The organism is Algoriphagus alkaliphilus (assembly GCF_900103735.1).
In the GTDB taxonomy this organism is placed as follows: Bacteria; Bacteroidota; Bacteroidia; order Cytophagales; family Cyclobacteriaceae; genus Algoriphagus; species Algoriphagus alkaliphilus.
On record NZ_FMXE01000003.1, the window covers coordinates 97,889 to 112,076 of the forward strand.

Genomic DNA, 14,188 nt, shown 5'->3' on the forward strand with positions numbered 1-14,188 from the left:
AGACAAAAGACAAGAATTTTAAATATCAGCTCCTCGATATTTACATTCTCGAGGTTATATCTATTTGATTTCTAATCCCTTTTGAAAGGATTTCATATATCGGTCATTCAGAGCTGGATTTAACAATGAAAGAAAGACGGTGAACACTATAAAACTTCATGCTGACTGCCTACTCACTACTCACCCTTCACCACTCACAACTTACAAACCTCCCAACTTTCTATCCTCCAAACCTCCTAGCTCCCCGCCTTTTTTACCCAAAGCAGCGCCTCTTCCACACCGCGGATTTCGGCCAGACCTTTAAGTCTGCCAATGGCAGAGTAGCCCGGATTGGTCTTTTTATGTAGGTCGTCCAACATCTGATGTCCATGGTCAGGACGCATGGGAAGACTCTTGCCGCGTTTTTCCTGCACTTTCAGAATCTCATCAATGACTTCTACCATGGGTACATTTCCTTCGAGGTGGTTGTCTTCGTAGAAGTTTCCTGCAGCGTCTCTTTTGGTGCTGCGCAAATGGATAAAGTGGATGCGATCCCCAAATTCACGAACCATCGCCGGAAGGTCATTGTCCGCCCGCACTCCGTAGGACCCGGTACAGAAAGTCAGTCCATTGTGATGGCTTGGAGTTTCTGAAAGTATTCTGCGTGCATCTGAAGCCGTACTGACGACTCTCGGAAGTCCATAAAGTGAGAAAGGTGGGTCATCGGGATGGATGCAGAGGTAGATGCCCACTTCTTCTGCAACGGGCGTGACCGCATCCAGGAAAAGCCTGAGATGTTCTGCCAGTTTTTTGGCATCGATTCCTTCATAGGTTTTGAGCATGGCCCGAAACTCATCTAAGGTATAGCCAATTTCAGATCCCGGCAGACCTTTCAGAATGTTTTCTTTGATCAGCTGCTTTTGCTCATGATCCAATCCTTCATAGTAGGACTTTACTTCCGCTATTTCTTCTGGGGAATATTCTGAGGCCGCTTCAGGTCTTTGAAGGATAAATAAGTCAAATGCCTGAACCGCCTTTTTTTCGTAAAGAAGTGCTTTTGCTCCGTTAGGAAGTTCATATTCCAGGTTTGTCCGGGTCCAGTCCAAGATCGGCATGAAGTTGTAGCAAACAGTGTAAACTCCTTCTGCAGCAAGATTCCGGAGGGTTTGCTTATAGTTTTCGATGACCTGCTCAAAGTCTCCAGTGCGGGTTTTGATCACTTCATGTACCGGAACTGACTCTACCACAGACCAAGTAAGGCCTGCTGCTTCGATTAGTTGCTTGCGCATTCGGATTTCTTCCCGACTCCAAACTTCCCCGTTGGGAATATGGTGAAGGGCATTCACTATCCCGGTGGCACCGGATTGTAGAATGTCCCGCAAACTTACCGGGTCTTTGGGGCCATACCAACGCATGGTCTGTTCCATTTTATGGCTCATGGAAATGGGGGTTTTGGTTATTTGGTTACTGGTTATTGAGTTATTAGTTATTTGGGATTAAGTTATTGGTTAAATGTTAAAAGTTAAGGGTTAATTCCTGCAACAATTAACTTATAACCATTAACAATTAACTTTTTTAAACTCCCGAATACGCGCTGAATCCTCCATCCACGGGAATAATCGTACCCGTAACAAAGGCTGATGCATCGCTGCAAAGCCATTGCAAAGCGCCCAATAAATCCTCAGGTTTTCCGAATCGATTCATCGGCGTATGGGTTTTGATTTGATTTCCACGCTGAGTCAAGCTGCCGTCTGCCTCTGTCAATAAGGTTCGATTTTGCTCGGTCAGGAAAAATCCCGGAGCGATCGCATTGACCCGAAAATCGGGGCCATGTTTTTGGGCGAGCTCCACTGAAAGCCATTTGGTGAGGTTGTCAATGGCAGCCTTGGCAGAGGCATAACCCATCACTCGGGTCATAGGTCTGCTTGCAGCCATTGAACTGACATTCAATATATTTCCTTTGCCTTGCTTAAGCATCAATGGAAGTAAAGCCTTGATTGGAAGCACCGTACCGAGGTAGTTTAAATCCATCACTTTTCTCAATGAAGCAGTATCCAAATCCAAGAAATTCTGATCGGGGCGGATCACCGCTCCGGGCATATTTCCACCCGCCGAATTGATCAAGACATCGATATGTCCATGGTGAGAATCGATGACTTTGGCGACTTTTTCAAGGGAATCCTCGTCGGTCACATCGGCAAAATAGCCGAAAGCCTTTCCTCCCGAAGCATTGATTTCACTGACTAATTGATCTACTTTTTCGGGGCTGCGACCAAGGATCAATAGCTCAGCACCTTGAGAGGCCAAGTGCAAGGCCATCGTGGTACCCAAGACTCCTGTAGCACCTGAAAAGGCGATTTTCTTTCCTTCCAAGGAAAAAAGATTAATAGAGGGCATTAAAGTTTATAGTTAGATGGAGAGAAATCGAAGTAATTTTTAGCGTTTTGATAGCAAATATCTGTAATAAGTTGACCGAGCCACTTTTCATCCCAGGGGAGTTCGCCGTTTTCTACGTCTTTCCCGAAGAGATTGCACAGGATCCTACGGAAGTATTCATGGCGAGGGAAGGAGAGGAAGCTTCTTGAATCTGTCAGCATGCCGATAAAACAGCTCACCAAGCCCATGTTGGAGAGGGTGTTGATTTGCTTTTCCATGCCGTCTTTTTGATCGAGATACCACCAACCCGAACCGAATTGGATTTTTCCTTTGACCGAGCCGTCGTTGAAGTTTCCGATCATCGTTGCAAAAACCTCATTGTCCCGAGGGTTTAGGTTGTAAAGTACCGTTTTGGCCAATTGATCCGAGGAATCGAGGTGGTTTAGAAAATCAGCCATGGCAGTGGCTTGATCATAGTCTCCGATGGAATCGAAGCCGGTGTCAGGACCCAAGGTCTGGAGCATTCGGGAATTTGTATTTCTCAATCCCCCCAGGTGAAACTGCTGTACCCAGCCTTTGGCATGGTACATTTTACAAAGCTTCTGAAGGGTTTTGAATTTGAAATGCTTGATTTCCTCCTCAGTCAGCGGGATGCCCCGAAGTGCTTTTGTCAGAATGCTATCTGAAGAAAGCTGTTCGTTCTTCGAAAAAACCAGATTTTCGAGGCCATGATCAGAAAGTCTGCAACCCCGACTGTGGAAGAAGTCCACACGCTTGGATAATGCCTCAATGAGTTTGTCAAAAGAAGTGATTTCGAAGCCTGCCGCGCTGCCTAATTTTTGGAGATAGGCTCGATATGTCTCTGAATTCTCAATCGCGAAGGACTTATCTGGCCGAAAAGCGGGGTAAAGTTTGACCTGTCCATTGGTAAGATGATACTTTTCATGTTGCTCCAAATTATCCGCAGGATCATCCGTGGAGCAAACCACTTCCACATTCATTCGCTCCAAAAGTCTCTGGGCACGAAAATCGGGATGTTGAAGCATTTCAGATGTTTGGTGATAAACGGCTGCGGCATTTTCAGCAGTGAGCAATTCATCAACTCCAAAATACCGCCTCATTTCCATGTGTGACCAATGATAAAGCGGATTCCGCATCGTGTAGGGAACAGTCGCTGACCATTTCTGAAATTTCTCCAAATCCGAGGCTCCACCAGTTATGAAATGCTCATTGATTCCAAGCGTCCGCATTGCACGCCATTTGTAATGATCGCCCGCAAGCCAGATTTTGGAAATATTTTCAAATTGCCTGTTTCCGGCGAGTTCAGCAGGAGGGAGGTGATTGTGATAATCGATTATTGGAAGATTTTTGGCGTAGTCGTGATATAGGATTCGGGCAAAGTCAGAGTGCAGTAAAAAATCCTCTGTAAGGAAGGAATTTTGGGTTTGAGTAGAGATCATATAACAGGGTCAGGAGGGGCTTTACAGAAATAGTATTACTAACCTAAATTTACCCCGAAATCGTACTTGGAAGTTATCAAAATACGGAAACGTTTGCGAAATTATTTAAGTGGATAAATTTCCTTATTTTAGAACAGTTGAATTTATTCGACAAAGTTAAAAGCATTATTAACCCAAAATACCATGAGTTCCGGAGTCAATTTAAAAGCACTTGCAGCTGAGCTGAAACTTTCACCCTCCACGGTGTCACGTGCATTGAATGACAGCTATGAGATCAGTGAGGCGACCAAAAAAAAGGTCGTATTCATGGCTGAGAAGATGAACTATCAGCCCAATCCGTTTGCCAGGAGTCTCAGAGAAAACAAGAGCAAGACCATAGCTGTGGTCATGCCGGAGCGGATGAGCAGTTTTTTTGCTAAGGTCATAGACGGAATAGAGGAGGTAACACAACAGCATGGCTACCATCTGTTGGTTTACAGCACGCATGAAGATGTAGAACGGGAAAAAAAGATCATCAACCTTCTGATGAACGGTCGGGCTGATGCCATCGTAATGTCTGTTTCCAGTCAAACAAGTGATGTGTCACATTTGGCAAGATTGCATGAGCGGGGCTTTCCCTTGATCTTTTTCGACAGGATCTGCCCGGATATACCCACGACCAAGTTCATTACCAACGACTATGAAAGCTCCTATGAAGGGACCAAGCATTTGATTCAACAGGGATGTCGGAAGATCGCCTTTTTGATGCTTTCCAAAGAGTTGTCCATCACCAAGGAACGGTATCGGGGTTATCTGGATGCGCTGAAAACTGCGGGACTTTCCCCTACACCATCCCTCCAAGTCACCTGTGCGCATGACGAAGAAAAAAACATTGAGGCAATTCGTGCCATGCTGACTTCTGCCGACCGACCGGATGGCTTGTTTTCCTCTGTGGAAAAATTGGCTCTTGCGACCTACCACGCCGTAAAAAGAACTGATATAAAAATCCCTCAGGATCTTAAAATCATCAGCTTCTTTTCCAATATCAGTATTGCAGGACTGTTGACGCCATCGCTCACCACCATCACTCAGCCTACGTTTCAGATAGGTGAAGAATGCGCCAAACTTTTGATCAAAAAGCTGACCAAACCCCGTCAGCCGGATTTGCCAAATCAGCTGATCAGTATTCCATCAAAGATTACCATCAGATCTTCTACAATTGCTGTTTAAATTGTTTGGTTTTCATGTGTTTATAATTTGTTTTTTAGCTGTCACATGGAATGCCCTTTATAATCATTCCCCTGTGTGATCCCGTACCTACGGGATCATGGGCATTTCATCTGTTTATAATTTGTTTTTTAGCTGTCACATGGAATGCCCTTTATAATCATTCCCCTGTGTGATCCCGTACCTACGGGATCATGGGCATTTCATCTGTTTATAATTTGATTTTTTTGGTCAGATGGAATGCACTGGATAAATATCCCCCTGTGTGATCCCGTAAATACGGGATCATGGGCATTTCTTATAACGGAAAACAGCTCCGAATTTCGGAGCTGTTTTTTTTGATAGACCTGTCAGATTTTAACGTTTTTACTTTAATAACCTGGGTTCTGAGGAAAACCACTTGGCCCACCTTCTGCCCGGTCAATTTGATTTTGAGGAATTGGTCGCAAGGCATGGAAGTCCTTGATGTTTGGAGCTCCCTGCGGATTAAATCGCTTCACGCGCTCCACCAGATTTCCCCAACGCTTCAGATCCAGCCAACGGGTTTGTTCCCCCATCAATTCACGAGCTCTCTCTTCCATCAGGAAGTCAAAAGTAAATTGAGCAGGTGTGATTGCCATCGCTGTTTCCCTTCCGGGAAATGCTGCTCTTCTTCTGACATTATTGATGGTGGTAGTCGCTTCGGCAATTTTTCCCTGGCGGAACTGAGCTTCGGCAAGAAGAAGATATGTATCTGCCAATCGCATCGCGATGTAATCGCGACCTCCCTCAAACTGTGTCAAATCTGCTCTTCCCGGATCCATGTGCTTCACCAAAGCAGGGAAGAGATTTTCTCTGTACATGCTCGGGGTTAGTACTTGGTACCTTTTAGTAGCTCGAACAGCAAGCGACATTTCAAAGCCAGGAAGAAAAATAGCAGTATCTCCCAAAGCAAATGTTACGGTCGGCTTACTTCTGTCAAATGAAGTGTTGAATGTACCCGGACGATTTGAACGATAAGTGTCTCTGAAAGTCTTTTTGTATCGACTATCATTGGTTCTTTCTCCAAATACGGTCTCCAAGGCATAGGTAGTAGGCATGTATCTTCTGAAAGGTCTACCGTTTTCGGTATCTCTTCTCATTCCTGCTTGGGTATCGTATTCCATTAAGAAGAATACATGGGCATTGTTACCTCCACCGTTGGTCAACTGGTTTCTCGTATATTGAACAGACCAAATCACTTCGTCATTGATTTCATTACCAAATGCATGGACAGAAGCAAAGTCGGGAAGTAATCTCAAACCATAATTGGCAATTACGCTGTTAAATAAAGGTTCTGCTTTGCCAAAATCATCTGCGGCTTTAGCTGATGAAGTACCTTTTGTTACATACACTCTGCCAAGCAGGTGTTCTGCAGCCCCTCTAGTAGCTCTACCATATTGAAGAGATGCTCTTCTAGCTTCTAAACCTGGAATGGCTTCTGTCAAGTCTTTGATAATAGCTGCATAGATTTCTGATTCTGGATTACGTTTTACCACTCTGGTCGGCACTTTGGTTTCCTCTAATCGCAATTCCACAGGTCCAAATAATTGTACAAGAAGGAAATAGTGATGCGCGCGGATGAATTTTGCTTCAGCTATCCGCTGAGCCTTTACCGCATCTGAGACTCCGGTAATGTTTGGAGCTCTCCCTATTACTGCATTACAGGTGTTAATTCCTCGATAGAACTCGTCCCATAATTCTCTCACATGGCCATTTTGAGAGTCAAATTCGGTAGTGTAGGTATTCATAAATTTCCAAGAACCGTCAGATCCATTGGTATAAACATCCGTCCCGAATTCCGTGAAATTGTTTCCTCGTTCGGTACCATACCAAGCTCTCATAGAGGTGTAGGCCGCATTTACAGCATCATCCAACCCTTTCGGAGAATTCAGATATTCTGATCCGATTTGAGATATTACATCCTCTTGCAGGGCATCCTGGCAGGATTGAGCGAATGCTAAGCTCAATGCGAAAGCACCAATTCTACCGAGATTTTTTAATTTATAGTTTATGCTCAGATTTTTCATTGTCTTCATGCTTAGGATTAAAATTTAGCACTGATACCAAAGGTGTATTGAACTACAGGAGGAGCGATGTTGGCGTTGATTACACCACCTTCTACACCTTGTTCCCCGTCAATAAAGGTCTCAGGATCAATTCCTTTGTGAACCCTTCTGTATTCGGAGAAGATAAATGGGTTTTGGATACTGGAGAATACCCTCAAGCTGGTTAACCCAATTTTCTTAGCGGCAGCTGCATCGAAATTGTAACCAAGATTGATGTTTCTTACCTTTATGAACGTTCCGTCAAAGTAGGACATAGACCTGCTATACTTCGGGAATTCCTGATTTTGATTTGGCCTTGGATACATATTGGTTGGATTATTTGGTGTCCAATAATCTACTGCCAGATTATTATATCTTCCGAAAAGCGAATTAAAGTTATCGTGGAATGCAGACCGGATCATGGACCCAAATCTCCCGAACACGAAAACAGAAAGATCAAAACCTTTATAGGTGAAGCGGTTGGTCATACCTAGTGAGAAATCAGCTACCGCCGAGCCCAAAATAACACGATCCAAGGAATTGATTCTTCCATCATTGTTGGTGTCCTGAATTTTGATTTCTCCCGGTCTGTCACTAAATCTAGCAGCTTCGTCGCGCTCTTCTGTCTGCCAAATACCAATTTTCTTCAGATCAAAGAATACTGTCAAAGGTTGACCAATGAATCTTCCAGCTGCGAGGTCATCTCTATTTCCTGGTAAAGAGACAATTTCTTCTCTATTGCGTGTGAAAATTAGGTCTGTAGACCAACTAAAATCACCTCTTTCAATATTTAAAGTAGAAAGGGAAAGTTCAATACCTCTATTTTGTGTTTCTCCAATATTGGTAAGGAATCCTCCGAAGCCGGTTGAATTTGGCAAGGGCTGTGGTGCCAAAAGGTCGGAGGTGTTGGTGACATAGTATTCAAGTGAACCAAATATTCTGTCTTTGAAAATAGAGAAGTCCAAGCCGGAATTGAAGGTGGTAGAAGTTTCCCATTTCAGATCAGGATTTCCGATTGTATTTGGTCGGTATCCAAAAGCAGCCGTATTATCCCAAGCGTAGGCAGTTCTGCCCAATAGTGCCTGAGTTTGATAGGGGGTTATTGCCTGATTTCCTATAGAACCATAGCTCATTCTTAATTTCAACAAGCTGATTTTAGAGGAATTTTTCAAGAATGATTCCTGATGTAAATTCCAGCCTACAGCTACTGAAGGGAAATAACCAAACCTATTATTTTCACCAAATCGAGAACTTCCATCGGCTCGAAGAGTACCTGTAACCAGAAATTTCTCTTTATAAGAATAGTTTACCCGGCCCATGTAAGAAAGAAGAGACCATTCAATCAGGTTTGTATTTGCTCCTGTAATCTGTGATGCGTCACCCAATCTATGGTAAAGCTGGCTAGGTGCCGGAATACCCAAAACACTCATGCTGGTTTCTTCAAATCTATCCTGTTGGAATGATTGAAGTGCAGTCAAATTGAGGTTATGTACCGACTTGAAAGTTTTATTGTAAGTCAGGATGTTTTCTAAGGTATAGTTGAACGTCGTTTGATCACTTACACTACCTGTTGCATCTCCACCTCTTCTTGCATTGGTTTGAGAACCGGTGAATCGACCATTTCTTCTTACTGTAAAGTCCGGACCAAAATTGACCCGGTAAGTAAGACCTTTGGCGATTTCCCAAGTGGCATAAATACTGGTGAAGATCCTTGTTCTGAAAGTTTCATCAACAATAGCTCCTGGAACTACTTCAGAAAATGGGTTGGTTCTCAAACCGTCAGAGGTAGGTTGGAAAATGATGTTTCCATTGTCATCAAACGGCTTTCCAAGAGGGTTTTCTTGAAGCGCACCACCCAGCGGGTTAAAGTTTTCACCGTTTCTTTCACTCATCGTAAAAAGTGTGGAAGTGCCAATGCTTATTTTCTTGTTGATTTTATGATCAAGATTGACCCGAAATGTTTTTCGAGAGAAATCCTGATTTTTTATTACACCCACATCTTTGAAATAGTTACCAGAGACGAAAAAGGTGGTCTTATCATTTCCTCCGGATACGCCTACCTGATGACTTTGGATATTACCTTGTCTCATCAGACCCGCCACGTAATCTGTACTTCTGCCCAATGCAATGCTTTCCAATTCAACAGGCTCAAAAATTCGCCTGTCAGCTTCTTCTGTCGCCGGACCTTCAGGATAATTGCCTACAGTTCTTCTGGATTCTCTTTTGTACTCCGCAAATGCTGGACCATCGAATACTTCGATTCGTCCCAATTCATTCGCTACACCATAATAGGAGTCAAGAGAAACCACCGTTTTGCCGGCACCACCACGCTTGGTGGTAATCAAAACTACCCCGTTGGATCCTCTTGATCCGTAGATCGCTGTAGCAGAAGCATCTTTCAAGACTTCCATCGAAGTGATATCCTGAGGGTTGATGTCTTCCAATCCACCCACTGTAGGAATTCCGTCTATAACGAAAAGAGGTTCGTTGGAAGCGTTGAATGAACGGCGACCACGGATACGAACTTGAGGTGCAGATCCCGGCTTGGAACCCGGCTGTACGACGTCAACACCAGCTGCACGGCCCTGAAGTGCTTGGCGGGCATCTGTGATAGGTTGCTCCTGAATTTCTCTTGAGCTGACCGATGAAATCGCGCCGGTTAATTGACTCTTTTTCATTGTACCATAACCCACAACGACCACCTCTTCGAGGTCGGAAAGATCAGGGCTTAAACTAACACTGATTTGGCTTCGGTTTCCGATTGTTTCCTCTATAGGATTGTAGCCGATAAATGAAAATACCAGCACGCCTGAGGCTGGACCCGAGATGGAATATTTTCCATCTAAATCTGTTGTGGTGCCTGTGGTGGAGCCTTTCAGGAGAATTGTCACACCCGGTAAGGATGCACCTGTTTCGTCTGAAACGGTCCCGGTCACTTGGACATTCTGTGCTTGCGTGTATCCTACACTAAGCAACAGCATCAACACCACCGATAGGCAGGTGTAAAATTTTGTACACATAAGTAAAAGGGTTTATTGTTATAAGATAGAATTGGTTCATTAATCAGGTAGAATTTGGTTATTCATTTTAAGGCTTTTCAAGATGACAAGCGGAAAATAACCTCAATTTTACTTCTTAAAAGGTAGACAGAAGGATAGGGATGATCAAATCCTGAAAGCCCGTAATTACGGAATCGATTGCGAGATGATTTCGGAATAGGTGGGAAGTTCCAGAATATTCTGTGGACGATGATATCAGTATCGGTTTATTCTAAAAAATATATGAGTATCCGCAAGGATGCACGTTGAATGAAAATTGGCCGAGTAAGTAGCGGACCCTCGTCCATGGTATATGGTCTATGGACTATGGACTATGGACTATGGTCAATAACTTAGCATATCTGTCCCCCAATCTAAATTACAATGGCTACGTGCAGGTTCACGGATACACATAAAAAAATATATGATTATCCGCAATTCTACCAGTTTGCTAAAATTGAAATTGCAAAAAGCGGATAATCGTCGACAGACGACCGTCCACAGTCCACAGCTCGTCTCATCGGACTTCTATCCTTATTTCCTATGGCTACTGGTAAGAAAGCGGATATACAGAAAAAAATATATGATTATACGCTATTCCGCCAGTAGGCAAATTTAATAACTCATTTGGGCCGGATGTCGGGTGTCCGATGTCCGATGAAGTCTAACTTTTTGTGTTTTTAGGTAATTTTAAGTCTATTCAAAAGCTACTGGCAAAGTTCCGTACATACATAAAAAATATATTAATATGAGGTCTACATTTTTCATTTTTGCAAAAAACTTGAGGGAAAATGAATATTAATTAGTTTGAAATGCCCATAATCCCGTATTTACGGGATCACACTGGGAGATGATTATCTGGGGTCAGTGATTTGGCTAAAGTAAGAGCACTTTTGCCAATGTTTAAACATCCGCTAAAGCTGGAGGGAATTGATCAGGGGATCCAATTTGATTTTACAACTATCAATAGGAATGTGGCTTTAGCCCATTCCTATGGGAATTATTAGCTCAATCGGGTTTTAGCCAAATTCCTTTTTTTGAATTAATTGTAAAAAAACACCTGCCTCCGAATCGGAAGCAGGTGTCCGGAATTAAGAAAACCAATCTTTATTTCTTACTGTATGAAGTCCTGATTTGAATTTTCACACTGTGGATTTCCAACCGGCTTAGACCTTTGGCGGTTCCCAGCCTTTTTCATATTCCCTAGTCCAAAGGGCTTTGGCTTTTTCCGAGTTTTGAATGTGGCCATTTTTAGGATCACAGATCAAGCTTTCTCCGGTTCTGCTGCTGATATTGGCCAAATGGCAGAGCAGGGTGGACACTGCACCTTCCTCAATATTGGAGTTTTGCTTTTCCAAACCTCTTACAGCATTAAAGAAATTGACTACGTGCGTGGTACTCATGTCTCCTCCTCCTCCTCCGAGTTGGGTGCCGCCTTCAGTACCTCCGCCCATATTCTCCTTCACCAGTTTTCCGCCTCGGTCAAACTGCTTGTAACCGCCTCTGTCCACATAGACCGAACCTTCAGTGCCGTAGATGATTGTTCCTCGGTCAGAGCCGTAGGTTTTGTAGTTGTTTCGGCTTTTCCCGTCCCATTGGATGATTTTTTCGGAACCAAATTTGAACGTGGCGTCCATGGTATCGTACATGGTCCAGCCGTCTTCGGGAAAGTGCATTTTACCGGCAACCACACTTACTTCTGATGGATAATCCACTTGAAGTGCCCAACGGGCTACGTCCAATTCGTGAGTAGCATTATTTCCCGTTTCGGCTGTACCATAATCCCACCCGTACCAGTGCCAGTTGTAATCCCAGGTATCGTGCATGTATGGCTTGCGGGGAGCAGGACCCTGGAAGAGCTCCCAATCCAAACCGGCAGGAGCGGCCTGTGCTTTAGGGTTAGGAACTACACCTCTATTATTGCTGTAGAAAGCCTTTGCCATAAATGCCTTTCCGATAGCTCCGTCATGAATGGCGGCGATGATCTCCCGGCTTTCAGGCGCAGAGCGCTGCTGATTCCCCATTTGCACTACTTTGTTGTATTTCTTTTGCAGAGCAATCAGCAATTCGCCTTCGCGTGGATTGTGCGAGCAGGGCTTCTCCACATAGACGTGCTTTCCGCGCTCTAAGGCCAGCCAAGTTCCCGGTGCATGCCAATGATCCGGAGTTGCATTGATCAGGACATCGACTTCCTTGTCATCGAGTACTTTCATGATGTTTTGCTCCTGTTTAGGAGCATAAGTGATGTGTTTCTCGAAGTTTTTGGCAGCTTTTGGCATCTGAGACTGCATGGCATCGCAGAGATAGAGCAAGTTTACATTACTGGAAGTCAATCCGATTGGTTCGTAAAATGCACCCAATCTCCTTCCCAGGCCTGCGATTGCAACGTTAAGGCGTTCGTTTGCACCGATGATTCTGCCGTAGGATTTTGCAGAAAAACCAACTGCACCAAGAGCCGAAAGGCCCAAGGTAGCCGCAGTGCTTTTCTTGATAAATTCTCTTCTGTTTTGCTTACCCATAATTTTGAGAATTACTTAAGCGTTTTGATTTTGATGTTTTTAAAACTCACTTCGTCACCGTGGTCTTGCAGTAGGATATGACCTTCTTTGGCCTCACCAAAGTCTTTCCATACTTTATATTTACTGATAGCTACGAGATCTCTATATTCTTGTGAACCTCTTTGGTACTCGATTACTTTCACCCCGTTGATATAGTGCTCCACTTTGTTATTGGGATATACGACAACTCGGCCTTGGTTCCATTCCCCGGGTTTTCTGACAAATCTTGGTTGTTTATCTGCTTTGATCAGGTCGTATAATGAAGCTAGAGTTCGATTCCCGTTGATGCCTTGCTTGGCATCAGGATGGTTGACATCATCCAGGATTTGGTATTCCAAGCCAATGGCTGAACCTGTATTTCCTTCCGAAAGGGTTACGAAGTATTTTACACCGCTGTTTGCGCCCTCAGTGATTTTGAAATCAAATGCCAGATCAAATGCGCTGTACTTGTCTTTAGTGACAATATCTCCTGCGTTTTGGGATTCGCTTCCGTCGGTTTTGGCGATTGTCAGGATTCCATCCTTAACTGACCATCCGGTAGTCGGGAAAGTGGTCATTCGGGCACCTCTCCAGCCATCACTGTTTTTTCCGTTGAACAATAATTTCCAACCGTTTTTCTTTTCCTCATTCGTCAATTCATTTTTCAAGGTGCTTACTACAAACACATCTCCTTTGAAAGGAGTGGGCTTCAAGTTTGCGGTTTGGATTCTGACATTTCGGAAATAAGTTTTTCTCCCCTCATCTTCTTTATTTTGGATGCTGTGCACCTGTAGGCCGATAAAGCCTTTGGAATCCATATCATCCACAAAGTAGGCGACCTCCTGACCATTTACCCAAGTTTTAAGCGTATTGCCAATGGCTTCGATTCGATAGGTATTCCATTCTCCCATTTTAAAAGCTGATTTTGCAGCTGGATTCAAATCTAAAGGGTAATACCAACCTCTACGTGCTTCGTCATAGATTCCACCGGACCAAGCTCTTGGGGTAGGGTCGGCTTCTATCTGGTAACCAAATACCAATCCCTTACCGTCACGAGCGGCCGGATCAAACTGACCCCTTGCCATGATGCCACTGTTTGAAGAAATATGATTGATCTTGAGATCTACCTCGAGAATAAAATCCGAGTACATCGCTTCTGTAATTAAAAAAGTATTGCCGGTACCGTGTACAGCAGTGCCTTCAATCACTCCGTCTTTGACTTCAAAGGTCGCTGCGCCTGCCACGGTTTTCCATCCGCTGAGATCTTTGCCGTTGAAAAGGTTTTTCCAATTACCATTTTGGGCCTGAGTCGCCTGGGTGAGAATTGCAAGAAATAGGAAGCTGACTAGTTTGAGTTTCATTAGTTTTAGGTTTATTGAATTGGTTAAAATTCAGGAAATCGATTGGGTAGGGCAATGGATAAGATTTTCAATTTACGGAAACGATTGCGAGTTATCTTTACCAATTATGGATAAATGGTCTTTTACTGGCATTTTTCAGGGAACTCCCAAATCACTTGCTTACTT

8 protein-coding genes are annotated in these 14,188 nt (G+C 43.8%); 1 reads left to right on the plus strand and 7 read right to left on the minus strand.

Annotated elements, in window-relative coordinates:
- Positions 1–236: 236 nt before the first annotated feature.
- From uxuA to uxaC, 3 genes are all read right to left on the minus strand, one after another.
- Positions 237–1,418: a mannonate dehydratase gene (uxuA, locus tag BLQ81_RS02010; protein ID WP_092728291.1), complete on the minus strand. Its 1,182-nt coding sequence runs from the start codon at positions 1,416–1,418 to the stop codon at positions 237–239.
- Between the two features lie 136 nt (positions 1,419–1,554).
- Positions 1,555–2,376 carry an SDR family oxidoreductase gene (locus BLQ81_RS02015; protein ID WP_092728292.1) on the minus strand — a complete coding sequence of 274 codons (822 nt, stop codon included), beginning with the start codon at positions 2,374–2,376 and terminating at the stop codon, positions 1,555–1,557.
- Positions 2,376–3,815 (minus strand): glucuronate isomerase, encoded by a 1,440-nt coding sequence (gene uxaC, locus BLQ81_RS02020; protein WP_092728293.1) that lies wholly within the window; start codon positions 3,813–3,815, stop codon positions 2,376–2,378. Before uxaC ends, BLQ81_RS02015 begins: the two co-directional genes overlap by 1 nt.
- A 183-nt stretch (positions 3,816–3,998) precedes the next feature.
- Between uxaC and BLQ81_RS02025 the strand changes: the two genes are divergently transcribed.
- The gene (locus BLQ81_RS02025) at positions 3,999–5,024 is read left to right on the plus strand and encodes a LacI family DNA-binding transcriptional regulator (RefSeq protein ID WP_092728294.1); all 1,026 of its coding nucleotides are present in this window, start codon (positions 3,999–4,001) and stop codon (positions 5,022–5,024) included.
- A gap of 368 nt (positions 5,025–5,392) precedes the next feature.
- On the opposite strand, the gene BLQ81_RS02030 is transcribed toward BLQ81_RS02025, so the two are convergent.
- From BLQ81_RS02030 to BLQ81_RS02045, 4 genes are all read right to left on the minus strand, one after another.
- Positions 5,393–7,078, minus strand: coding sequence for a RagB/SusD family nutrient uptake outer membrane protein (locus BLQ81_RS02030; protein WP_092728295.1), 1,686 nt, complete (start codon positions 7,076–7,078; stop codon positions 5,393–5,395).
- A gap of 8 nt (positions 7,079–7,086) precedes the next feature.
- The gene (locus tag BLQ81_RS02035; RefSeq protein WP_092728296.1) at positions 7,087–10,107 is read right to left on the minus strand and encodes a SusC/RagA family TonB-linked outer membrane protein; all 3,021 of its coding nucleotides are present in this window, start codon (positions 10,105–10,107) and stop codon (positions 7,087–7,089) included.
- Positions 10,108–11,291: 1,184 nt separating this feature from the next.
- Positions 11,292–12,644 (minus strand): Gfo/Idh/MocA family protein, encoded by a 1,353-nt coding sequence (locus BLQ81_RS02040; protein ID WP_092728297.1) that lies wholly within the window; start codon positions 12,642–12,644, stop codon positions 11,292–11,294.
- A gap of 11 nt (positions 12,645–12,655) precedes the next feature.
- A complete protein-coding gene (locus BLQ81_RS02045; protein WP_092728298.1) occupies positions 12,656–14,023 on the minus strand; it encodes a 3-keto-disaccharide hydrolase in 1,368 nt (455 codons plus the stop codon).
- Positions 14,024–14,188 lie beyond the last annotated feature (165 nt).

Coding starts and splice junctions, on each gene's coding strand:
- BLQ81_RS02015 (WP_092728292.1), bottom strand. CDS start 2,376: ATGCCCTCTATTAATCTTTTTTCCTTGGAAGGAAAGAAAATCGCCTTT.
- BLQ81_RS02040 (WP_092728297.1), bottom strand. CDS start 12,644: ATGGGTAAGCAAAACAGAAGAGAATTTATCAAGAAAAGCACTGCGGCT.
- BLQ81_RS02025 (WP_092728294.1), top strand. CDS start 3,999: ATGAGTTCCGGAGTCAATTTAAAAGCACTTGCAGCTGAGCTGAAACTT.
- uxuA (WP_092728291.1), bottom strand. CDS start 1,418: ATGAGCCATAAAATGGAACAGACCATGCGTTGGTATGGCCCCAAAGAC.
- BLQ81_RS02030 (WP_092728295.1), bottom strand. CDS start 7,078: ATGAAGACAATGAAAAATCTGAGCATAAACTATAAATTAAAAAATCTC.
- BLQ81_RS02035 (WP_092728296.1), bottom strand. CDS start 10,107: ATGTGTACAAAATTTTACACCTGCCTATCGGTGGTGTTGATGCTGTTG.
- uxaC (WP_092728293.1), bottom strand. CDS start 3,815: ATGATCTCTACTCAAACCCAAAATTCCTTCCTTACAGAGGATTTTTTA.
- BLQ81_RS02045 (WP_092728298.1), bottom strand. CDS start 14,023: ATGAAACTCAAACTAGTCAGCTTCCTATTTCTTGCAATTCTCACCCAG.